The organism is Aeromonas sp. QDB56, from assembly GCF_027705505.1.
Classification (GTDB): Bacteria; Pseudomonadota; Gammaproteobacteria; order Enterobacterales; family Aeromonadaceae; genus Aeromonas; species Aeromonas caviae.
Window position 1 is genome coordinate 41,851 of the sequence record NZ_JAPDBZ010000003.1, and the last position, 23,128, is coordinate 64,978.

The following is a 23,128-nucleotide window of genomic DNA, read 5'->3' on the forward strand; positions in this document are numbered from 1 at the left end:
TCAATACAGACCGAGGGCCGCCCGATGACGCTCACCGTGAACCGACTCCAGTTCGGCTACCCGCAAAAGACCATCTTCAAGGAGATCTCCTTCTCCCTCCCCCGGGGCAAGCTGGTGGGGATCGTCGGCCCCAACGGCGGCGGCAAATCCACGCTGCTCAAGCTCCTTGCGGGACAGGAGCAGCCCCGGTCCGGGGAGATCCTGCTCAAGGAGAAGCCACTCGGTGCCTATGGCGCCAAAGCCCTGGCTCGGGAACTCGCCTATCTGCCCCAACGCCCCCTGGTCCCCCCCGGTATCCTGGTGGAGCAGCTGGTGCAATATGGCCGCCATCCCCATCAGGGCTGGTTCAATCAGTGGAGCGAGGAAGATGCCCGCATGGTGGACTGGGCCCGGGAGCGGATGCAGCTTGATGCCATCTGGCACCAGAGCGCCAGTTCGCTGTCCGGCGGCCAGGCCCAGCGGGTGTGGCTCGCCATGGTGCTGGCACAGGATGCGGACATCATCTTGCTGGACGAGCCCACCAGCGCGCTGGACATCGGCCACCAGACCGAGGTGATGGAAGCCATCCATCGGGTCGCCGCCGAGGGCAAGACGGTGCTTATCGTCATCCACGATCTCGCCACCGCCGCCCGCTACTGCGACGAGCTGATTGCCCTGGGGGATGGCGCCATCCAGGCCATGGGCCCGGCCCGGGAGGTGGTGACCAAGCCCCTCATCGATCGCCTCTACCAGACCGATGTGGACATACTGCACGCCCCCGGCGACGGGGCCCCTGTCATCGTGCCCCGCCGACGCGCTGACGAAGCGCCTCGCCTGCGCGCCGACCATGGCGTGTCGGCCTGAGCCATACCCTGTGCCAGAGAAAGAAACCGCCTGATGGCGGTTTCTTTCTCTGGGCTTTGCGTTGGCGTTATCCGGGCGCTGGCATCGTGCTCACAGCAGCAAGACGGTGAGCACGCCCCCCGGCAGGGCTTGCCAGTGCAGGGTGCAGCGCCAGCCGGCTGGCAGGGTCGGTGTCAGCGGGCATTTGAGCTCCAGGGTGAGAGTCTGCGCCGTCATGGCGAGCCAGCGGGCATCGAGAAAGTCAAAGTAGCGCCCCACCCGGGGATAGAGCCCCTTGAAGAGGCTCTCCTTGGCGGAAAACACCAGGGTCACGCCCTCTGCCAGGCTCAGCTGGGCGTCGTGAACCCCCGCCTCCAGCCGCCCCCACTCCTCCCCATCCATGATGCCGGGCCAGAGCTTCGCCCCTTGGTCGCCATCGAGCCAGGCCTCCAGATCCAGCCCGATTCCCTCCTGGCCCGGACGCACCGCACACAGGGCCACCCCCTCTCCCGCCAGCCGGCTGTGGCTGATGCTCCCCTCCACCCCTTCAGGCCAGAGTGGCTCCCGGGCCGCTCCGATGGCCACGCTGCATCCTGCAAGACCGAAGGGACGCAGGGCCTCACGGGCTGCGAGACGCCCCGCCAGAAACTCCCCGAGGCGCTTGGGGGCAGCCCCCTGCAATGAAGCAGGCAGGATGATGCCCTGGGCCCCAAAGCACTCCGGCGAGAAGGCGGCGGGATCAAAACTGACCCGATGAAGAGACAGCGTCTCCAGGCCCGGCAGGTACAAGGCATCGAATTGACGGACAAAGGATCCATCGAGTGAGGGACAACGAGGCAACATGCAAGGCTCCTGACAGGGGCCTGCGATGGTACCAAAGCAAGCCGAGGTCATGCCACAAATACAAATGACAACGCTTCTCACTTGCTTTGTGGTAGCATGTCCCCGCCCATTCGGGGCTGGCCGGGCGGCTCTCAGGCACTTTCCACAGACTCCGGCCCACCGATTTCACCCATAAGGATGTCACCATGAAGATCTTCTCCCCGCTGGCCACCTTGCTCATGCTGGCCAGCCTGACGGGCTTCCAGGCCCAGGCGGGCAGCCGCCAGGTCATCGATGCCAACGGCCAGCCCCAGAGCGTCCCCGATGCGCCCCGGCGGGTCGTCGTGTTGAGCGAACTCGATCTCGACAGCGCCCTGACTCTGGGGGTGCAGCCGGTGGGCACCGTCAATGGGCGCGGCCAGTCCACCCTGCCCCGCTATCTGCTGGACAAGGCGGGCAAGGAGATCGCCGTGGTCGGGGATCTGGACAACCCCAATCTGGAGACCCTCATCGATCTGGAGCCGGACCTCATCCTCACCGGCCAGACCAAGCCCGAGCTCCTGGCCCTGCTCAAGGAGATCGCCCCCACCGTCGTCACCGGCAACTGGGGCGAGCCCTGGAAAACCGTGTTCGGTCGCAGTGCCGACGCGATGAACCGGGGGGCCGAGGCCAAGGCGTTCCTCACCCGGTATGAGGCCCGCCTGGCAGAGGCCCGCAGCAAGCTCGCCCAGCATCAGGGGGAACAGATGAGCATAGTGCGCTGGAACCCCAAGGGGCCGAGCTACATGCACGGCGGCACCTTCGCCAGCAGCGTGGTCACCGAGATGGGGCTCACCCGCCCCTCCCACCAGATTGGCGACAAGAGCCCCCACTCCCCGGCCCTGAGCCTCGAATCCCTCAACCTGCTGGACGGTGACTGGCTGGTGATCGGCACCCTCAGCACCAGCGGGGATGCGGTGGATGCCATGAAGCAGGCCGAGCAGACCCCGGCCTTCCAGCAGCTCGGCGCCATCAAGGGCAAGCGCTTCGGCGCCGTGGACGGGTCACTCTGGACCTCCACCGGCGGCCCCCAGGCGGCCCTCAAGGTGATCGACGACGTCGAGCGCCTGCTCACCAAGGCGGATGCCGCCCCCATCGCTCACTAATCCCTCGGTTTACGGCCAACAAGAAGCCCGCATGATGCGCAATGCTGTTCACTTAAGAGAATTTGAGTTCCAGTCCACGTAGTATCAGGGCTAAAAAATGAGGGAGGCATGATGCCTCCCTCTTTCTATTGCAAGCCACGCTGGATAAAGGCTGAAGGAACATCGACTGGAAACAGCCTTGCTCCCCCAACTCAAGTCGCATTTATGAATAATTAGTCAAAAATGTGCTTATCTGAACAGCATTGCGCATGATGCGGGCTTCTTTTTTATCCATCGCTCTTACCATCCGGCAAGGCGACTACTCGGGCAATGGCAGCGCCTTTCTGTCCAGTTTGCCACTGCCAGTCTTTGGCAGGGCATCCAGCAAGAGGATCCGTGCCAGCACCCTGTTATTGAGGCATCGAGCCTGCAAGCCCTTTGTCACCCCGGTAATGGCAGCGCCTTTCTGTCGAGCTTGCCGCTGCCGGTCTTGGGCAGGGCATCCAGCAGGATAAGCCGTGTCGGCACCATGTAGTGCGGCAGCGTCGCCTGCAGCCCCTTGCGCAGGGCGAGGCGATTAAGGGTCACCCCGCTTTTCGCCTCCACGTAGCCCACCAGCATGGCCTCGTTCCCCTCGCCCACCAGGCGCACAGCCGCCTCCTGCACCCCGGCCTGGCGGCGCAGTCCCGCCTCCACCTCGCCGAGCTCGATGCGAAAGCCCCGCAGCTTGACCTGATCGTCGCGCCGTCCCAGATAGAGGAAGCGGTCCGCCCCAAGGAGGCGCACCCGATCGCCAGTGCGATAGAGGCGATGGGTGGCAAGGCGCAGGAAGGCGGCGCTGGTCAAGGCCGGCTTGCGCCAGTACCCCTCGCACAGGGCCGGGCTCTCGATGCAGAGCTCGCCGCACTCCCCCTCTACCACCGGCTGCCCCGCCTCGTCCAGCACCCAGTGACGATAGCCGGGCAGGCTGTGGCTGATGGTGATCTGCCCGCCAACCGGCGGCCAGCGCACCTCGCTCACCAGGGACCAGACGGTGGCCTCGGTCGGCCCGTAGCAGTTCCACAGCCGCCGGGTGCGGGCACAGAGCTGCTCGGCCAGACCTGGGTCCAGCGCCTCGCCACCGCACAGGGCGGTGAGGGTATTGCGCCCCTGCCAGCCCGCCTTGAGCAGCATGCGCCAGCAGGCCGGGGTGGCCTGCAGCCAGTTGATGGAGGGGTCGGCCTCGAGCAGGGCCAGCATCCCCAGCGGATCCTTGTTGTGCTCACCGCCAGCCACCGTCAGCCGGCCACCGCCCCAGAACGGCCCCAACATCTCCAGCAAGGAGATGTCGAAGGCCGGAGTGGTGATGAATAGCCAGTGGCAGCCAGGTGAGAGGCCGAGCCGCTCGCGGATCCCGTCGAGGAAGCAGAGCAGGGCCCGCCGACTGATGACCACCCCCTTGGGCTCGCCGGTGGAGCCCGAGGTTAACATCATGTAGGCGGCCAGGGCGTCATCCACCTGAGGCCAAGAGACGGGCCCTGCTGCTGGCCCATCCAGGGTGCGCAGGGGGCAGCCGAAGTCCGGGGTGCCCGCCTCGTCATCGCAGATCACCGCCGACAGGCGCGCCTGGCGGGCGATCCCCTGCAGCCGCTCCAGGGGAAAGTCCGGCTCGAGCGGCACGAAGCAGAGGCCGAGGCGCAGGCAGGCCAGCAGGCTGGCCACCAGATCGGGGCTGCGCGCCAGATAGAGGCCGACCCGCTCCCCCACCGCCAGCCCCTGCAGACGGGTGGCAATCTGGCCGACCCTGGCATTGAGCGCGCCGTAGCTGAGCCACTGCTCATCTGATCCGCCCTCACTGATGCCCTCCCCGCCCATACGGATGGCGGGGGCCAGCGGAGTGGCGGCCAGACAGGCCGCCAGCCGCGCGCCCAGGTTGGCCGCCCCCTTGAGGGCGCCTCTCGGAGGTGACACGGCCGGGGCCTTATGCTTGATGGTCACCGTCATAGCGCGGCCTCCGTTTGACGCACCAGCCAGTGTCGATAGAGCCGGCTGGGGGATGGATGGGCCTTGAGGGTCTGCAGGGTGAGCGGCGCCCGATCCTGGCCAAACGCCTCGTTGAGGGCCGCCAGCAGGGCGAGCTGCTGCACCGAATCCACCCCGAGTTCACACAGGGTCTGCTGCCAGATGCCGGGCACGCCGCACTGGCGCTCCCACAGGGCCACCAGCACGCGGGCCTCGGCCGGCGGCTGAGCCAGGCTGGGCTCCGCCCTGGTGGCGACCACCAGCGGCATCACCGGGGACTGTACCGCCGCCACGCTGGCCGGTTGGCTCAGATCCGTCTGCGCCAGCCAGTCGAGCTCGGCCAGCCAGTCAGCCAGCACCGCCTCTGCCCGGGCCTCGGGGATCTGCTCGCCGTCGAACTCGAGGCGCAGCTGGAGCGTCTCGCCCCGGCTGCTGACCACCAAGGAGAGAGGAAGCTCCACCTTCTCCACCACGGCGCCAAAGCGCGGCACCAACTGGTGGGGTTCGGGGGCGGCAGGGGTTGCCGGCATGGGATAGTTCTCGAACACGAACAGGCTCTGGAACAGACGCGACCGGCCTTTGGTCAGTGCCGCCAGCGACTGGGTACCGTGCTCATTGAGCGCCATCAGATCGGCCTGCAATCGGGCGATATGCTCGGCCAAGCTCAACTCGGTGTGCCACTCCAGGGCCAACGGCAGGCTGTTGATGTAGAGCCCGACGCTTGCGGTGATCCCCTCGATGGGGTAATCCCGGCCTGGGGTCACGTTGCCCACCAGGGTAACGGCATCGCCAGAGCGGCATGCCAGCAGACGGTGCCAGGCATATTGGGCCAACAGGCCTGCGGTCACGCCAAGCTCGCAGGCTCGGCGCGCGAGCAAGGTCGCTACCTCGGCCGGCAGCGCCGTGGCGCACACCGCCGGTCGCTGCTGGGTGTGGCGCCCGCTTGCGCGAGCGTCCAGCGTCACCCCGAACAGGCAGGCGAGATCGTTAGGCTTTGTTAGCAGCTCCTCCCGCCCCTGCCAGTAGGTCTCGGCGCTGCGGGCTTGGCTGGCGATATGGCGGCCAAATTCGAGCCAGGCGGAATCCGGCTCGCCCTGCGGCAACAGGCCGTTCATCAGCGCCTGATAGCCACGATGCAAGGAACCCAGCAACACGGGGCCGCTCCAGCCATCCAGCACGCCGTGATGGGCGCTGAAGATCACCTTGTGGTGATCGGGGGCCAATTTGAAACAGGCAAGGCGCAGCAGGGGGGCCTGCTCCAGCGGGACCGGGCGGGCCAGATCCTGCTCACGATAGGCTTGAACTCGAGCCTCTGCATTTTCCACTTCAGACAAATCCTCATAGTGGAACGGGAACTCGGCGCGCTTGAGGATGCGCTGCAGCGCCACCCCATCCGCCAGCACCAGTTCGCTGCGAAGGGCTGGCCAGCGGGCGATCTGCCCCTGCCAGGCCTGACGGTAGACCGCCACGTCCAGCGGCTGGTGATAGTCAATCTCGGTCTGCAGGTGATAGGCGTGATCCCGGGGCAGCAGCGCCCTGTGATGGAACATGCTCTGCTGAAGCGAGGTCATGGGCAGCAGGGTCTCCACCTCGCGCCCGCTCAGCACCCTATCGAGCGCGGCTTGCGAGAGGCCAAGCCCCGGGAAGTCGCTCGGGGTGTGACGTGGGCCTTCAGGTTGCAGCAGTGCTCCACCAGCGCCGTCAGGTTGTCCGCCAGCCGCGCCATCAGGGCGTCGCTCCCTTGCTGGTTGAGGGAGCCGACCTGACGCAGGGTGAGGCGCCCGTTATAGACGCCCCCGTGCAGGCTGACCAGCTCACGCGGCAAGTTGTCAGGGGAGCTGGGTGCCCCCGGCGCCAGCGGTAGGGGCTGCCAGGCTTGGCTTGCAACGCTCAGATGGCTGACCCCCAGGTAATTGAAGACCACCAAGGCTTCGGGCAGTGCCCAGCCACGTGGGTGGTGCAGCCGCAAGGCGTTGAAACCCACCCCCTTGTCCGGCACGGCGCGCAGCTGCTCCTTGGTGGCGCACACCAGCGCATCCCACGCACCGGCATCCGCCAGCGCCAGCGGGTAGGTGCTGGTGAACCAGCCCAGGGTACGGCTCACGTCGAGTTCAGCATCGATGGCTTCACGGCCGTGTCCTTCCAGCATCACGCAGTGACGGCTGCCGTAACCCTGCTCGCTCAGGGTACGAGTCAGTGCCGCCAGCAGCAGGTCGGGCACCCGGGTGAAGTAGGCCTGGTTGGCGGTGTCGATGAGACGGGCCGTGGTCTCCTGACTCAACTGCAGCAGGCTGGCGGCGGCGCGGCCATCGGCGGCGCGCGCTGCTGCCAGCAGGTGACCCTGGCTGCCTTCCCCCTGCGCCAGCCAGAAGCCAAGCTGATCCTCTTCCCGTTTGGCATAGGCCGCGAGCCCCTCGCCCCACTGGCGATAGCTGCTGCCCTTGGCGGGCAACGGCTCGCCCCTGCTCACCCGAGCCAGATCCTCGGCCAGAATGCGCCAGGAGACGGCATCGATCACCAGGTGATGGAAGGCGAGGAAGAGCCCCTCCACCGTCTCGCGATCGCCCGCCCGCTCACCTTCCAGAGAGAGATTGCGCAGGCGGGCCCAGGCCAAAGTGTGGCCGCTGGCAGGGTCGAAATCTCCCTGCAGCTCGGTCAGGCGGGCCTGCAGCCCGGCCTCATCGAGGCTGCCGGCATCCAGGGTCGGCAGCGGCGGTAATGGCAGTTCGGCCAGGTAGCGCTGGCCGGTCGGGGTCACCGCCAGACGCAGGGCATCGTGGTGCTGGCGCAGGGCATTCAGCCAGCCGCGCAGGGCCTCATCGTCCACCCCGGCCGGCAGGCGCAGGATCACCCCCTGGTTCCAGTGACCGGGCCTGGCAAAGCCCTGCTCGAAGAACCAGTGCTGAATGGGGTGGAGCGGAAACTCGCCGGTCAGGCTGCCCTGCTCGCTCCTGTGGCTGACCGCCTGCTGCTGGCCGAGCTGGCGGCAGAGGCGGCGCACCGTCTTGGCTTCGAACACGTCCTTCACGCTGCAGTGCAATCCCGCATCCCGCAACCGGGTGGTGAGCTGGATGCTGAGGATGGAGTCACCGCCCAACCGGAAGAAGTCATCCTCCACCCCGAGCGGTTGCTTGAGCACCCCTTGCCAGATGGCGAGCACGGTCTGCTCCAGTTCGTTTTGCGGCTCGCCCTTGCTCTGCTGCCAGACGATGGCGGGCAGTCGGCGCAAGTCCAGCTTGCCGTTGGGGGTGAGCGGCATCTCGGGCAGCCAGCACAGGCGCGCCGGCACCATGTATTCGGGCAGGCACTCGCCGGCTCGCTGCAGCAGGGCATCGCCGTCGGGCTCCCAGGCCCCGGCCTGCAAACAGGCATATGCCAGCAGGCGCCCCTCCTGCACCACCACCTTGATCTGGCGGATGACCGGGCACAATTCGGCAAGCCGGGTCTCTATCTCACCCGGCTCGATGCGATAGCCGCGCAGCTTGATCTGCTCGTCTATCCGGCCCAGATACTGGATGTTGCCGTCGCGGCGCAGCAGGGCACGATCGCCGGTGCGATAAAGGCGATGGGTACGTTCCTCATTCATTGCATCAAAGGCCAGTTCGATAAAGACCTCCTGGGTACGCTGTGGCAGATTGAGGTAGCCACGGGCCAGCCCCAGCCCCGCCAGGCAGAGCTCGCCGGGCACCCCCACCGGGCAGAGGTTGCCCGCCTCATCCAGGATCAGCGCCTTCAGGTGGTTGACGGGTCGACCGATTGTGATGGGCGCCCCCGGGGTGAGCCGCGCGCAGAGCGCGGTGACGGTGCACTCGGTCGGGCCGTACATGTTGAACAGCGCCACCCGCTCCCCCCAACGCTCCACCAGGCTGCTCGGGCACGCCTCGCCGCCAAAACCGATGGCCTTGAGGGAACCGAGTTCCGCCGGGGGCAATAGATTTGCCAACAGCGCCGTGGGCAGGATCATATGGCTGGCACCCCGAGCGATCGCGGCACTGATCACCCCCTCCCCCGGCTCGCCGAAGTGCAGGGCCGCGCCGCAGTAGAGCGGCAGCAGGGTGGTCATGTTGCCGGCATCAAACGACAGAGACATGCAGTTGAACATGGCGCCCCCCTTCCCAAGGGCGATGCGCTCGCCGTGATCCGCCATCAGGTTGACCTGGCTGCCCTGCTCCACCATGACCCCCTTGGGCAGGCCGGTGCTGCCGGAGGTGTAGATGATCTGGGCCAGCATGGCAGCGTCCCGAGGCAGTGCGGGCGTGCTGGTTGGCATCTTGTCCAGCGCAAGCTGGTGCAGATCGTGATATTTGGCCGTCGTGCCCGCCAGCGCCTCGCCAAGCCGCGGATCCGGCACGCCGCCCAGCACCTGGCTGATGGAGGCATCGCCCAGGATATGGGCCAGCCGCTCGGCGGGATAGGCAGGGTCGAGGGGCACATAGGCCGCCCCCGCCTTCCAGCAGGCGAGCAGGGCGATGACGAAGGCGACATCGCGTCTGGCCTGGATGCCGATGGCGGCGCCCGGGGTAATGCCGCAGGATTGCAGCCAGTGGGCCAACCGGTTGGCACGCACCTCCAGCTCGCCATAGGTCAACGATTGCACGCCGTCGCTGACCGCCAGCGCGTCCGGCAACTGAATAGCGCGCCGCTCGATATGACAGAGCAGGGTGTCGCGGCTCGGGTAGTCCGGCGGCAGATCGGCAAGCTCGGCGGCCAGCGCAGCCTGGTCGGTGCCCGCCTCCAGCGGCAACTGCCAGATGTCGGTCTCGGGGGCCGCCACCACGGCGCGCATCAGGTGCAACAGGCGATCGGCAAGAGCCTGGATGGTCTCTCGCTCGAACAGGGCGGTGGCAAACAGCCAGTCCACCCTGACGGAATCCATCAGCTCGGTCACCTTGACCGAGATGTCGGTCTTGGCCGGCAGCACCGGCGAGGTCTCCTCCACCAGCTGGCAGCCGGGGATGAGATCGTTGAAGTCCACCTTGGCCTGATAGACCAGCATGATCTGGAAGATGGGGTTGATGGCGGTGGTGCGATCGGCGCCGATGGCCTCGGCCAGCGCCTCGAAGCGGTAGAGCTGGTGATCGAAGGCCGCCAGATCCTCCTCCCGGCACTGCTGCAGATAGTCGACAAAGCTGGGCTTGCCGCTGAGTTGAGTGCGCAGCACAAGCGTATTGACGAAAAAGCCCACCAGGGACTCGATCTCGTGGCGCTCGCGATAGGCGAGCGGGGTGCCGATCACTACTTCCTTCTCGCCGCTCTTGCGCACCATCAGCAGGGCAAACAGGGCGTGCAGACCGATGAAGTTGGAGGTGCTGTGCCGTTGGCACAGGCGCTTGAAGCTCTCCCACAGGTCGCTCTCGATGGTGGAGAAGACCAGCTCGCCGCCGCTGTCCTGATGGGCCGGGCGCGGCTTGTCGAGCGGCAGACCGTGCACCTCGGGGCTGCCACCGAGCCAGTCGACCCAGAACGGCTTGAACTCGGCGTGATAATCGAGAAAACGCGGTGAGTTGAACCAGCGGGCATAGTCGATGTAGGTGAGCGGCAGCTCGCTCACCTGCAGGGGCTCACGGTTCTGATGGGCAAGAAAGGCGCGCTTGAGATCCGCGAACATGTTCTTGACCGACCAGCCGTCGGAGATGATGTGGTGCTGGGTGATCAGCAGCACGTGCTCGCGGCTGCCCAGCCGAATAAGGTGCACCCGGCTGAGATCCCCCCGGGTCAGGGAGAAGGGGCGCCCGATCTCTTCCCGCACCCGTCTGGCCACATAGGCTTCGCGCTCGGCTTCGGGCTCTGCGCTGACATCCTCTATCTGCAGCTTGAAGGGAACATGGGGCAGGATCTCCTGGGCCCCCTGCCCGCCTCATCCTTGATGAAGCGGGTACGCATGCTGGGGTGGCGGGCAAACAGGTGGTCGAAGGCAAACTCCAGCGCCGCCGTGTCCAGCTCTCCCTTGACGCGAAAATAGACCGGCATGTTGTAGAGGTGGGAGGCCTCCTCGTACTGCTCGATAAACCAGAGCCCGCTCTGGGACGACGAGAGCGGCCCCTGCCGGGCGCCCTCGGCCTCACGTTGCGCAAGAATGGGCGCCTCGAAGGCGGCACGGGCCGCCAGGCAGCGCACCAGCTCATCCTTGTGGGCCTTGATGGTGGCGCCGATGGCCGGCGTCACCGCCTCCTTGCTCGACTGGGAGATAAGCTGGCCCTTGTCGTTCAGCCCAAGCTTGACCCCCTGCCGCTCCAGCTGTTTCAACAGCAAAATCATATTGTTCATCTGTTTCTCAAGCCTCAGGCACTCAGGGTGGCGCCGCCGTCGACGACCAGATCCTGCAGCGTGATGTGGCTGGCCAGATCCGAGGCCAGGAAGAGGACGGTATGGGCGATCTCCGCCGGGGTGGCGACCTTGCGCAGGGGGATGCCGAGCTTGAACTGCTCCGGCAGCCCGGCAATGGTGCGGGCCATGGCCTACTCGCTGGGCAGCATGCCGCGCAGCATGGGGGTATCCGTCGAGCCCGGCGACACCAGGTTGGCGCGCACGCCGAAGGGGGCCAGCTCCAGCCCCACCGTCTGGGTCAGGCTGGTGACTGCCGCCTTGGAGGCGCAATAGGCCGCCATCTGCATGCGCGGCACATGGGCGGCGTTGGAGCCGATGGTGACGATGGCACCGCGCCGCTGCCCCTTGAAGTGGGGCACCAGGGCCCGCAGCAGATAGAAGACGCCGCTGGCGTTGACCGTCATGCAGTCGTGCCAGTCATCATCGCTTAAGGTTTCGGTGGGGCCGAGGCGCAAGACCCCGGCCCCGTTCACCAGCACATCCAGCCCGCCGTCCGCCAGCAGCGCTGCGCAGCAGGCGTTGACCGCCTTCGAGTCGCCAATATCGAGCAGCCGGGTGGCATAGGGGTAGCCCGCTTCGGGAAACGCCAGATCCAGCCCCACCACGGATGCGCCGGCCGCCACGAACTGCGCTGCCACCTCGCGGCCGATGCCACGCCCGGCTCCGGTCACCCAGACCCGCTTGCCACTGAAATCAAAGGCCATTGCTTGTTGCTCCTTGCTCATCACCACACCATCTCCACGCTCTCTTCGTCCTCGGCAAGCAGGCCGTCGAGGAAGCGGCAGAAGTCATCGAGTCGCGGGTGATCGAACACGTCGGAGACCTTGACCTGCACCCCGAACTCGGCGCCGAGCCGGTTGACGATCTGGATGGTCTGCAGGGACTGGCCCCCCAGCTCGAAGAAGTTGTCCGTAGGCGCCATGGTGGCGAGCCCCAGGATCTGCTGCCAGATGGCGCCAACCCGGTTCTCGGTCTCGCTGCCCAGGGTCAGGGCCTCGCCGCCCGCCTGGTAGGCGGCCAGCAGGGCCTTGCGATCCAGCTTGTTGGAGCCGGTGCGGGGCAGCTGGTCATAGTGGCGATAATCGGTGGGGATCATGGCGGCAGGCAGCACCTTGGCCAGCTGCGCCTTGATGACCCGGCTGTCGCGCTCCGGCCCCGCCACGAAGGCCACCAGCCGGCGCACGCTGCCGATGCTCACCCCCTGCACGCAGGCCTCGTCCACCCCCGGCAGGGCCAGCAGCTGGGCCTCCACCTCGCCGGGCTGGATGCGATAGCCGCTTATCTTGAACTCGTTGTCGCGCCGACCCAGATAGACCAGCCGGCCATCCACCAAGCGCACCCGATCGCCGGTGCGATAGACGGGCATCAGCTCCGCACCAACCCGCAAGGTATCGAAGCTGCCTTGCACGCCACCCACATAGCCGTTGGCCAGCTGCGGGCCGAGCAACACCAGCTCCCCCTCGCTGGCGGGTTGCTCCCCTGCCCCCAGGATGAGCGCCTGCATGCCGGGCAGCGGCAGGCCGATGGGCAACTGGGCCTGGTTCGGGTCTTCCTGTTGCAGCTCCTGGGTGGTCACCACCACGGTCGTTTCGGTGGGGCCGTAGGTGTTGAAGAGGCGCACATCGGAGCGGCCCTGGCGCTGCCACTGGGCCAGCTGCTCGGGATAGACCGCCTCGCCGCCGATGATGACGGTGGTAAGCCCGGCAGGGATATGGGCCTGGCCCGCCGTCAGCGCCACCACCCACTCGTTCCAGAACGCGGTGGGCAGGTCGAGGTGGGTGATCCCCATCTGCTCCACCCCAGCCGCAAAGGCGGGCATGGATTCGAGCAAGGCGTCGGTGCGCAGCACCAGGGTGGCGCCGGCGCTCAAGGTGGCGAACACCTCCTCGATGCTGGCGTCGAAGTTGAAGGGGGCAAATTGCAGCATCCGCGCCTCTTCATCCAGGTGGTAGCGGCAGCGGGCGGCGGCGGCGAAGTGATCCAGCGCGCCGTGGCTCACCGCCACCCCTTTGGGCAGGCCGGTCGAGCCCGAGGTAAACATCAGGTAGGCGACGGCGCGGCCAGCGGCCGGCTGGTTGAGCCGATCATCGCTCACCAGATCCCCCGCCAGCAGGGTGCGCCCTGCAAACAGGCTGGCCAGCTTGTGGCGGTACTCGGCCTGGGTGATCAGGGTCTTGACCTCCCCCAGCCGCAGAATATGGCCCTGGCGCTCCAGCGGCTGCTCGGGGTCGAGGGGCACGTAGACGGCGCCCGCCAGCAGCACCGCCAGCTGGGCGAAGATGGCCTGGGGGGTGCGGGCCAGCATGACCCCCACCTTGTCGCCGGGGACGACGCCTTCGGCCTGCAGGGCGGCCGCCATCTGTTCGCAGCGGGCCAGCAGCGCCTCGTAGCTGAAGCGGGCCTCTCCCTGCGCATTGCTCTGAATCAAGGCAATCTTGTCCGGGGTCTGGGCGGCGAAGTGGCAGAGCGCCTCCAGCACCGGCCGCACCTGGAGAGCTTCATGGGCGGGGCCGGCGATCAGCGCCCTGGCTCGCTGCTCGGCCAGCCAGTCGGCCTTGAGCGTTCCCAGAGTCTGGGCTGGCTCGGCCAGCCAGCGTCCCAGCAGGGCAAACAGAGTATCGGCGATGGCAGCCAGATCCGCCTGACAGTAGCAGCCGGGGTTGGCGTCCAGATCCAGTCTGGGCTGGCCATCGACGCCGACCTGCACCTCGATGGTGAGATCCTCCACCGGGCCGGCGCTGATGTTGAGAATATGGGCAGATAGCGGCCCGAAGCGGCGAGCGTGATCGAACGGCATGATGTTGACCAGCGGGCCGAACAGGCGTTTGTCGCCCCCCACCAGGCCAAGATCGCGGCGCAGCAGCTCGTAGCGATAGTGCTGGTGTTTGCGCACCCCGCGCTTGGCCTTGGCCACGGCGCCGGCGGCGCCCGCCAGATCCAGTTCTTCACCCAGTGTCAGCGCCAGCGGGGTAATGTTCATCTGCATGCAGGGCACGGTCAACGATGCCGAGCCGATGCGGTTCATCATCATCAGGCCGAGCAGGGTCTTATCCTGGCTGCTCGCAAGCGACAGTTGGGCAGAGAGGCCGGCCAGCAGCAGATCGGGCCAGCCCAGCTTGTGCTCGTCGGCAAAGCCGGTCAGGGATTGCCAGAGCGCCGCCGGCAGCGGGCGGCTCTCGCGGATAAAGTCGGCGGCAATCGGCGCGCGGGTCTCGCCAAAAGATTTTACCTCGGGCCAGCCTTGCAGCTGCTCCTGCCAGAAGGCGCGGGCGGCGGCGTTCTTGCCGCTTAGCTCGCGGCTCGCCTCTTCCGCCAGCACCTCCGCCAACGAGCCGAAGGGGGATGGGGAGTTCATCGCACCGGCCAGCCCCTGTGCATACAGTTCGGCGATGCGCTGGAACAGCAGGGTGGTGCCAAAGCCGTCGAGGGCGATGTGGTGCACGCAGCTGTAGAGGTAATCGCGGCCGGGGCCGCGCAGCAGGGCGAAGCGGCAGGGCGGCTCTTGGGTCAGCTCGAACGGGCGGCGCAGATCGGCCCAGGCCCAGGTGCGGGCCAACGTCTCGTCATCGCGCTCGAGGGAGACCTCTTCATAGGCCAGGGGCAGCTCATGCGAGACGAAGCAGACCGCCTCGCCATCCTGCTCGAAATGGCCCTTGAGCGCCTCGCACTCCCCCACCGCTTTGGCAAGGGCCGCGACCAGCACGGCCGCCTCGACCTTGCCGTCGAAGGCGATGCACTCGGCGGTGTTGAACATCGCCTTGTCGTCATTGAGCAGATGTCCGGACCAGAGCCCCTGCTGGGGGATGGTCAAGGGGAAGCGGTTCATGGGGTCACCTCCAGCGCCTGGGCTGCCAGCCTGGCCTCGATGAGGCGCCACCAACCGTTGAGGGTCGGCAGCTTGGCGAGATCCACGAAGCCGAGCTCCACCCCGGCGGCGCGCCACTCGGTGAGCAGGGCCATGATCCGCACCGAATCCAGACCGTAGTCGATGAGGTTCTCGTCGGGGTCAAACTCCCCTTCGTCCTCGTCGATGTGACTCAGCAGCCGCGCCTTGAGCCCCTCGTAGGTCAGCAACGGATTGGTCAGTAATGGATTGGCGGACAACGAATTGCTCTGGGCGGCAGAAGCGGAAGCCGGAGCAAGGGCCAGCACCTCCTCGCAGCGGATCACCTTGCCGCAGCGGGTTGCCACATAGTCGAGCGCCATCTGGTGGTCGGCCAGGGAGAAGTCCGCCACCCCGTCCGCCAGGAAGAAGGGCTGGATGTCGCGCATGAAGGCGTCGCAGGCGGTCATCATGCAGCCGATATGGCCGTAGATGCCGCCGATGATCAGCTGATCCCGTCCCAGCGCTTTGAGCATCTGCTCGAGCTCGGAGCGCTGGAAGGCGCTGTAACGCCACTTGACCAGCACGGTGTCGTCACGCTCCGGGCGCAGCGCTGCCACCACCAGCTGCTGCTCGGGCCGCTTGTTGAGACCCGGGCCCCACATGTCGTTGAGCAGAGCGCGATCTTCAGGGGATTGATCCTTAGGCTGGGCGGTGTAGAAGACCGGAATGCCGAGGGCCTTGCACTGCTTGCGCACGGCGGCCAGGCGCTCGGTGAGCGCCGCGATCAGCGGGCTGTTTTCGCCATAGAAGGCGGTGAAGTACTCCTGCATGTCGTGGATCAGCAGGGCGGCGCGTTTGGGTTCCAGGGTCCAGTCGACCTTGTTGGCCTTCCACTGGCTGGGCATGGCGTAATTGTTCAGGGTTGGGATAGCCATAACGTCATGATTCCTTTTTAGTTTTATGCGGTTGTCAGGGACTGGTTGGCGGCGATGAGGTGCGCAATGCGCGCCCGCAGCCCCTGCTTGTCAATCTTGCCCACCGCCGTCATGGGCAGGGCGTCCAGGGTTTCGAAGCGGTCGGGCAGCTTGAAATCCGCCACTCCGCGCTCGCGCAGAAACTTGCGCAAGGCCAGCGGTTTGAGCCCCGGCTCTGTGGTGACGATAAAGGCGCAGCTCTTCTCCCCCATGGCGCTGTCGGGCATGGAGACCAGGGCCGCATGGGTGATGGCCGGGTGGTGCAGCAGCTGGTTTTCCACCTCTTCCGCCGCGATCTTCTCGCCGCCCCGGTTGATCTGATCCTTCTGCCGCCCGACCACGGTGAGGTAGCCATCGGAATCCTGTACCACCAGGTCGCCGGAGCAGTAGAAGCCATCGCTATCGAACACCCGGGCGTTGTGGGCCGGGCTCTGGTAGTAACCGCGGAAGGTATAGGGGCCGCGGGTGTGCAGGGCGCCAGGCTCGCCGGAGGCGACCGGGTTGCCCGCCTCATCGAGGATGCGCACCTCGTCGTCCGGGCTCATGGGGCGGCCCTGGGTGTGAATGACCTTCTCGTCGGGGTCGTCCAGCCGGGTGTAGTTGACCAGCCCCTCCGCCATGCCGAACACCTGCTGCAGCCGGCAGCAGAGCAGCGGCCCAATCTTGCTGGCCACCGCCTCCCCCAGCTTGGCGCCGCCCACTTGCAGCAAGTCGAGGCTCTCGAGCTGGGTGCGCGCAGCGGGGTCCGCTTCCGCGGCCTGCAACCAGAGCGAGACCGCCGGCGGCACCAGCGAGGTGAGGTTGACCCGGTGGCGGGCGATCAGCGGGAAACAGCTGATGGGGCTGGGATCCGGCGCCAGCACCACGGTACCGCCCGCCTCGAACACCCCGAGCGCCCCGGGGGAGCTCAGGGGGAAGTTGTGGGGCGCCGGCAGGGCGCACAGATAACGGGTGTGGGAGCCTAGGCCGCAGATCTCATTGCTGCGGCGCACGCTGTAGTAATAGTCGTCATGGGTACGGGGAATGAGCTTGGGAGTGCCTGTGCTGCCGCCGGAGAGCTGGAAGAAGGCCACCTCGTCCGCTGGGGTCGGGCCATATTTCACTGGCTCACTCTCATCCCCCTTCGTCAACCAGTGGGTCAGCCCCAGCGCCCCTGCGTCGCCATCCAGCAGCACCAGCTCAGTGTCGATGGTTGTCAGCAGCTCGCTCTCGCGACCCTTGCTCGCAAACAGCGGGTGAGCCAGCGAGCCGATAAAGAGGCGCGGAGTGATCTGCTCGGCATAAGAGAGAAGCTCCAGCCGGTTGTGGCTAAAGAGCGCATTGACCGGCGCGATGCCAGCCTTGAGCAGGGCGAAGAACACCAGATAAAACTCAGCCACGTTGGGGAGCTGCACCAGTGCGGTGTCCCCCACCCCCAGGCCGTGGCGGGCCAGATTTGCGGCCAGCCGGCTCGAGGCGGCGTCCAGCTCACGATAACTGAAGCGGCGCTCGCCGCAGAGAATGGCCTCGGCGTCGGGGGCCAGCTCGCACTGACGCGCCAGCATGGCGGTCAGCGGCTCGCCGCGCCAATAGCCCTTGGTGCGGTAGCGCTGGGCCAATTCGTCGGGCCAGCGGGTATAGGGCAGGAAGCGGTTGAATTGGCTCATTGCGCCACCTCCAAATCCAGGCCCAGTGCCTTGAGCATGGTGCCAAGCTTGGTGCCGGTCTCGGCCCACTCCATGGCGGGATCCGAGCCCGCGACGATACCGGCGCCGGCAAACAGCTCGACCTGATGGCCATCGAGCACCCCGCAGCGGATCACCACGGCCCACTCGCCGTTGCCCTGGCTGTCGCACCAGCCAACGATGCCGCTTAACAGGGCTCGCCGGAAGGGCTCCTGCTCGCGGATGAACTGGCGGGCCAGATCGGTGGGATAGCCGCACAGGGCCGGGGTGGGATGCAGCTGGCAGGCCAAGGAGAGCACCGACGCCTCGCCGCCATTGAGCCGGCCAGCGATGGGAGTGCCCAGATGCCAGAGGGTATCCGTGCTCATCAGCGAGGGATGAGCGGGGATCGCCAGCTCGCGGCAGTGGGGGGTCAGCACCCGGCGGATCTCGTCGATCACCAACTTGTGTTCATGCTGATCCTTGCGAGAAGCCAGCAGATCCCTGGCCACCATTTCGTCTTGCGCCGGTTCGCTCGCCCGTCTGGCGGAGCCCGCCAACGGATGGGTGAACACCTCTCCCCCGCTGACCCGCAGCAGCAGCTCCGGGCTGGCGCCAAGCAGACGGCGACCCTGGCCGAGCGGCAGGGAGAAGTGGAAGGCGTGGGGATTCTGGGCCATCAAACGGGCCATCACCTGCTTAGGATCGGCAGGCTGGTGCAGGGTAAGGGTGAGTTTGCGCGACAACACCACCTTGGCGAGCCGACCTTGTGCAAACGCATCCAGCGCTGCGCTGACCGAGGCCTGGAATTCGCTGGCCGGCGGGGTGCTCTGCACCGAGATGACCCGGTTGGCCTCGGGGGCCTGCTCGGCCGCTGTCACCGATGACGGCTCTGTCGGGGCAAGTTTCTCGCCCCACTTATAGTTGCCGGGCACATAGAGGCAGGAGGCCTCCGCCGGGTCGAACGCAAAAGCACCGATCAGCAGAGGATTGCTCTGGCCGGCGGCGCTGGCCGCGGCTAAGGCGCTGGCAATCTGTTGTTCCAGCAGGGGCCATTCACAGGCGGGGGTGGTGATGGGTTGCCCCAGGTCAGTGGCACTGATCGTGCCCTGACCCGAGGTAAACAAGAAATCAGGCGACATCTTCGCCTCGGCAGGTGCGCCATTTTCCATTACTCGAGTCTTCACGTCATACCCTCAAAGAAGATTCAAAATGATAATGATTATCAGTTTGACCTTGTGCGGCGGTAAAATACTCGCTTTGAAATCGCGGGGTCAATGGGATTTTGAATCGCCAAAACGGGAACTTGTCTGTGGATATGTCGGGGATGACGCCAGGGCGGGCCTGCTGGCGGTTAAGGGAAACAGCTACTCGAATGAAAACGGATTGCCATCCCCATATGGGGGATGCGACAGAAACCGGTCAGGGCGGCCCCACTGGCGGCCAACCTGCTTTGCCTCTAAGATGGCGCCACCTCTTGTGACAGCCCCGAAAATGGAACCCTCCCATGTTGAAACACCTGCTTCTGCTCCCCTTCGCCCTGCTGCTGGCGGCCTGCTCGCTGACCCAATACAGCGTCAGTGAAGGAGAGATCAACCAGTACCTCAAGGAGCGAGTCGCCTTCGAGAAACAGCTGGGGATCCCCGGCATCATGTCGAGCAAGATCCGACTCGATGACATGCAAAGCCGCATCGGCCGCAGCCAGGCCGACAAGGTCGAGCTGGATGCCGCCGGCGAGCTGCAGGTGGCGAGCCCGCTGGGCAGCCAACAGATGAAGATCCGCCTCTCCCTGCGGGCACGCCCGGACTATGTGGCCGAGCAGGGCGCCATCTATCTGCGCGATCTCGAGCTGCTCTCCGTCAAGACCGAGCCGGCGGACGTGGGCACCGCCCTCTCCCCGCTGCTGCCCACCTTCAACCAGTCGCTCTCCCTGTTCCTCTCCCAGACCCCCGTCTACCGGCTCGATGGCAGCCGCCAGAACGAGGCGCGGATCAAGGAGAAGGTCGAAGCCCTCAAGGTGGAGCCGGGCCGACTGGTCATCCCCTTCAAACTGATGTGACACCTGCCGCCGCGCCTCTCCTCTTCACCCCACCGGGGCGCGGTTTTTTTCTTCTCAAGCCCCGCCCCTTGCCCCATAATGCACACCATTCTCATTTAGATTCATGAGAAGCGTCATAATAAAATCAACAATATGGTGAGAAGGACATGAGAAAAACCGTACTGGTGCAGGCGATCGCCTGCGCACTCCTCAGCAGCGCCGCACAGGCTGCCGTCAAGGTGGAGGACAAGACGTTCAACACCGCCGCCAACATGCTGGCCTACACCGAATTCGAGCTCTCCGGCGAGCCGCTGGCCGAGGCCCTCGGTCTGGATCTGGATGTGCTGGACGCCAACCGCGCCGACGAGCCGACCCCGTTCGACTTCGCCGCCGGCATCGAATCCTATGAATACTCCGAAGAGGCAATGTACGCCCTCAACTACCAGTCCGGCATGGGCCCCCATCTGGTAAACGGGCCGCAAAACCAGGCCCGTGGCGGCACCCTGGCCGACCTGGGCAAACGGGTGCTGGCCATGGCAGAGGCCGTCGGCTTCCCCGCCGATGAAATTCCCCAGGGCATGTATCCCCTCTCCCTGCCCTACGCCTCCGCCAACCCGGAGTTCGCCCAGGCCGTGAACGCCACCCCGGTCAACGGTGACCAGATCACCATCAAGACCGCCAAGGGCAACGAGAAGAGCGTCAAGACCCAGGTCCCCGCCTACTTCCGCGACTACGCCACCCTGCGCTGGAGCGGCAGTGACAACCTGCTGGTCCCGGCCGCCGTGGGCGGCATCCTGCTCAAGGAAGTGATGTGGTCCCAGGATTTCCTGGGGGGCATGCACGTGGCCGAGACCGATGAAGAGGTGGAAGCCGCGTCCGCCACCATGGATCAGGACGGCAAGCACAAGCTGGGGGTTTCTGCCGCCGACGGCTTCAACGGCATGATGCTGACCGAGCAGTCCATCGACAAACTCGCCATCCTGCAAGGTCAGCTCGGCTTTGACGGCAAGACCCTGGGCGCCAAGATCACCCCGCAGTACGATCCGGCCAAGGGGGTTGTCTACTTCCCTCATCAGGTGAAGGTAACCGAGACCAGCAAGAACGACGCCGGGGCCATCGGCAAGCTGGAGGTCGTGGACGGCTCCGCCCAGTTGCGCGACGCCTGGATGCTGCTGTGGCCCCTCTCCGAGTTCTACGCCTTCAGCGATCAGCGCACGGCCAACACCAACCAGAACCCGGCCTTCCACGCCGTGTTTGACGGTGCCCCGTTCGCCGCCGCTCCGGCTGCCAACCAGACCAACGATCTGGGCAAGGCGGTGGCGGGCAGCGATGCCTTCTCCCTGGCCCAGAACCTCTCCAACCTCACCTTCAAGAACCTGCTGGCCCTGCACTTCGAGCCCAAGGCTGGCACCCTGGTCGACAGCTGGCAGGCTGGCAAACAGGCCGGGCACGTCACCACCTTCGACGCCGCCTACGCCCTGGTCGCCCTGCAGATCTTCCAGCGCGCCCAGGATGCGCTGCCGGTGGGTTACGCCGCCGGTGACAATGGCGAGCTGAACCTCAAGACCCCGCAGGGTGAGCAGGCGATCGCACTGGTCCGCAAGCAGGCCGATTTCATCCTCGCCAACCTCAAGGGCAAGAACGGCCTGGTCCATGACGGTCTTACCCTGGGCGGCAAGCTTGACGCCGGTCAGTCCATCGACGCGCAGTTCGCCGCCATCCGCGGCCTGACCGCCGCCTTCCTGGCCACCTCGGATGCCAAGTACCGCACCGCGGCGCGCGAGCTCTTCATCGCCGCCGACAAGGCCTACTTCAAGGCCAAGGCCGGTACCTGGCTCGCCGGCAAGCAAGGTGAATACACCCCCTGGACCCAGGCCGCCATCTCCGGCGCCCTGCGCTCTGCCATGCTGAACCTACGCAACGAAGGGGCCGAGAAGGCACCCGAACTGGAGCTGGCCCAGTTGACCCAGCGCTACGTGAGCTGGTTCCGTGGCACCGTCAACGGCGGCATGCAGATGGCTGAGTGGATCGGCGACTCCGGCGAGAACGTCATCGAGGGTGCCGGCAGCGACACCGACGAAGATGGCGTCCCGCAAGTGACCGCCGCCGGTGGCAAGCATGGCACCGCCATGGTGATGGCCGGCAAGGCCCTGGTCAGCGAGAAATAAATCGACCACCAATAGAAAGGGAGCCCAGGGCTCCCTTTTTTTGTCTGTGTCGACGAGGTTAGCCGAGCTTGGCCAGCATCGGCTTGGTCACCAGCACGATGCCCTGCTCGGAGCGGTAGAAGCGGCGTGCATCCTCGTCCGCGTTCTCCCCCACCACCAGGCCGTCTGGCAGCTTGCACCCCTTGTCCACCACCACCCGGCGCAAGCGGCAACCAGCCCCGATCTCGACCCCGGGGAAGATCACCGCCTGATCCAGGGTACAGAAGGAGTGCACCCGCACGTTGGTGAACAACACCGAGTTGAGCACGAAGGAGCCGCTCACGATGGAGCCCCCCGCAAACATGGAGTTGATGGTCATGCCGTGCTGGCCGTTTCTGTCCTGCACGAACTTGGCCGGTGGCGACATGTTCTGGCTGGTCCAGATGGGCCAGTTCTCGTCATAGATGTCGAGCTCGGGCACCACGGAGGCAAGGTCCATGTTCGCCTCCCAGAACGAATCCAGGGTCCCCACGTCGCGCCAGTAGGGTTTTTGCCTCTCCTTGGCCCCGACACAGGACATGTTGAACGGGTGGGCAAAGGCCTTGCCCTCGCCCACGATGCGCGGGATCACGTCCATGCCGAAATCGTGCTTGGACTCCAGATTGTGGATGTCCTCTTCCAGCAACTGGTAGAGGTACTCCGCCTCGAAGATGTAGATGCCCATGGAGGCCAGCGAGCGATCCTCGCAGCCCGGCATGGCGGGCGGATTGGCCGGTTTCTCCACGAAGGCGCGGATCTTGCGTTGCTCGTCGATGTCCATGACGCCGAAGGCCGATGCCTCACAGCGCGGTACCTCGATACAGGCCACCGTCACCTTGGCGCCGAGGCGCACGTGATCGAGCAGCATGGCGGCGTAGTCCATCTTGTAGATGTGATCCCCCGCCAGCACCACGATGTACTTGGGACCGTAGTCACGGATGATGTCGACGTTCTGGTAGATGGCGTCTGCGGTGCCGCGATACCAGTGCACCTCGTCCACCCGCTGCTGGGCGGGCAGCAAGTCGATGAACTCGTTCATCTGGTAGCGCAGGAAAGACCAGCCCGATTGCAGGTGGCGCAACAGACTGTGGGACTTGTACTGGGTCACCACACCCACCCGGCGGATGCCGGAGTTGATGCAGTTGGAGAGCACGAAGTCGATGATACGGAATTTGCCGCCAAAGTGGACGGCGGGCTTGGCGCGGTTATCGGTCAACTGCTTCAGGCGGCTGCCCCGTCCCCCTGCGAGCACCAAGGCCATACTCTGATTCAATAGTTGCCGTGCTTTGGCGGTGTCTACGGGTTCTAGCAACATATCTACCTCTGCTCTGTTGGGGCTGTTTTCAACCCATCTTCGTTTTTTTT

General features: G+C 65.8%; 11 protein-coding genes and 2 pseudogenes. 4 read left to right on the top strand and 9 right to left on the bottom strand.

Annotation, left to right across the window (positions count from 1 at the left end; all coding sequences use genetic code 11):
- Positions 1–24: 24 nt before the first annotated feature.
- Positions 25–843 carry an amonabactin ABC transporter ATP-binding protein gene (locus OKB81_RS00955; RefSeq protein WP_039038896.1) on the top strand — a complete coding sequence of 273 codons (819 nt, stop codon included), beginning with the start codon at positions 25–27 and terminating at the stop codon, positions 841–843.
- Between the two features lie 90 nt (positions 844–933).
- Here OKB81_RS00955 and OKB81_RS00960 read toward each other — a convergent pair whose 3' ends face one another.
- Positions 934–1,665 (bottom strand): 4'-phosphopantetheinyl transferase family protein, encoded by a 732-nt coding sequence (locus tag OKB81_RS00960; RefSeq protein WP_160836934.1) that lies wholly within the window; start codon positions 1,663–1,665, stop codon positions 934–936.
- 185 nt (positions 1,666–1,850) lie between these two features.
- Here OKB81_RS00960 and OKB81_RS00965 point away from each other — a divergent pair, with 185 nt between their 5' ends.
- Complete coding sequence (locus OKB81_RS00965) at positions 1,851–2,789, top strand: ABC transporter substrate-binding protein (RefSeq protein ID WP_042879381.1); 939 nt, start codon at positions 1,851–1,853, stop codon at positions 2,787–2,789.
- A 420-nt stretch (positions 2,790–3,209) separates the two neighbouring features.
- Here the strand turns inward: OKB81_RS00965 and amoH are convergent, their stop codons facing one another.
- The 7 genes and pseudogenes from amoH to OKB81_RS01000 all read right to left on the bottom strand — a co-directional run bounded on the left by amoH (position 3,210) and on the right by OKB81_RS01000 (position 18,726).
- Positions 3,210–4,751: an amonabactin biosynthesis glycine adenylation protein AmoH gene (amoH, locus tag OKB81_RS00970; RefSeq protein ID WP_270805094.1), complete on the bottom strand. Its 1,542-nt coding sequence runs from the start codon at positions 4,749–4,751 to the stop codon at positions 3,210–3,212.
- A pseudogene (gene amoG / locus OKB81_RS00975) lies at positions 4,748–11,036 on the bottom strand (amonabactin biosynthesis non-ribosomal peptide synthetase AmoG). Before amoG ends, amoH begins: the two are co-directional and overlap by 4 nt.
- A gap of 14 nt (positions 11,037–11,050) precedes the next feature.
- Positions 11,051–11,800, bottom strand: a pseudogene (gene amoA / locus OKB81_RS00980) (amonabactin biosynthesis protein AmoA).
- 20 nt (positions 11,801–11,820) lie between these two features.
- The gene (amoF, locus tag OKB81_RS00985; RefSeq protein WP_270674404.1) at positions 11,821–14,922 is read right to left on the bottom strand and encodes an amonabactin biosynthesis non-ribosomal peptide synthetase AmoF; all 3,102 of its coding nucleotides are present in this window, start codon (positions 14,920–14,922) and stop codon (positions 11,821–11,823) included.
- The gene (amoB, locus tag OKB81_RS00990) at positions 14,919–15,857 is read right to left on the bottom strand and encodes an amonabactin biosynthesis bifunctional protein AmoB (RefSeq protein WP_160836942.1); all 939 of its coding nucleotides are present in this window, start codon (positions 15,855–15,857) and stop codon (positions 14,919–14,921) included. Before amoB ends, amoF begins: the two co-directional genes overlap by 4 nt.
- Positions 15,858–15,880: 23 nt before the next feature.
- Positions 15,881–17,542, bottom strand: coding sequence for a (2,3-dihydroxybenzoyl)adenylate synthase (locus OKB81_RS00995; protein WP_160836944.1), 1,662 nt, complete (start codon positions 17,540–17,542; stop codon positions 15,881–15,883).
- Complete coding sequence (locus OKB81_RS01000) at positions 17,539–18,726, bottom strand: isochorismate synthase (protein WP_160836946.1); 1,188 nt, start codon at positions 18,724–18,726, stop codon at positions 17,539–17,541. The genes OKB81_RS00995 and OKB81_RS01000 overlap by 4 nt, the downstream gene beginning before the upstream one ends.
- 320 nt (positions 18,727–19,046) lie before the next feature.
- On the opposite strand from OKB81_RS01000, the gene OKB81_RS01005 reads away from it, so the two are divergent.
- Positions 19,047–19,598 (top strand): lipoprotein, encoded by a 552-nt coding sequence (locus OKB81_RS01005; protein ID WP_039038906.1) that lies wholly within the window; start codon positions 19,047–19,049, stop codon positions 19,596–19,598.
- A 146-nt stretch (positions 19,599–19,744) separates the two neighbouring features.
- Positions 19,745–21,745 carry a hypothetical protein gene (locus OKB81_RS01010; protein WP_160836948.1) on the top strand — a complete coding sequence of 667 codons (2,001 nt, stop codon included), beginning with the start codon at positions 19,745–19,747 and terminating at the stop codon, positions 21,743–21,745.
- A gap of 58 nt (positions 21,746–21,803) precedes the next feature.
- On the opposite strand, the gene glgC is transcribed toward OKB81_RS01010, so the two are convergent.
- Positions 21,804–23,078 carry a glucose-1-phosphate adenylyltransferase gene (glgC, locus tag OKB81_RS01015; RefSeq protein WP_270667895.1) on the bottom strand — a complete coding sequence of 425 codons (1,275 nt, stop codon included), beginning with the start codon at positions 23,076–23,078 and terminating at the stop codon, positions 21,804–21,806.
- Positions 23,079–23,128 lie beyond the last annotated feature (50 nt).

Coding starts and splice junctions, on each gene's coding strand:
- OKB81_RS00955 (WP_039038896.1), top strand. CDS start 25: ATGACGCTCACCGTGAACCGACTCCAGTTCGGCTACCCGCAAAAGACC.
- OKB81_RS00960 (WP_160836934.1), bottom strand. CDS start 1,665: ATGTTGCCTCGTTGTCCCTCACTCGATGGATCCTTTGTCCGTCAATTC.
- OKB81_RS00965 (WP_042879381.1), top strand. CDS start 1,851: ATGAAGATCTTCTCCCCGCTGGCCACCTTGCTCATGCTGGCCAGCCTG.
- amoH (WP_270805094.1), bottom strand. CDS start 4,751: ATGACGGTGACCATCAAGCATAAGGCCCCGGCCGTGTCACCTCCGAGA.
- amoF (WP_270674404.1), bottom strand. CDS start 14,922: ATGAACCGCTTCCCCTTGACCATCCCCCAGCAGGGGCTCTGGTCCGGA.
- amoB (WP_160836942.1), bottom strand. CDS start 15,857: ATGGCTATCCCAACCCTGAACAATTACGCCATGCCCAGCCAGTGGAAG.
- OKB81_RS00995 (WP_160836944.1), bottom strand. CDS start 17,542: ATGAGCCAATTCAACCGCTTCCTGCCCTATACCCGCTGGCCCGACGAA.
- OKB81_RS01005 (WP_039038906.1), top strand. CDS start 19,047: ATGTTGAAACACCTGCTTCTGCTCCCCTTCGCCCTGCTGCTGGCGGCC.
- OKB81_RS01010 (WP_160836948.1), top strand. CDS start 19,745: ATGAGAAAAACCGTACTGGTGCAGGCGATCGCCTGCGCACTCCTCAGC.
- glgC (WP_270667895.1), bottom strand. CDS start 23,078: ATGTTGCTAGAACCCGTAGACACCGCCAAAGCACGGCAACTATTGAAT.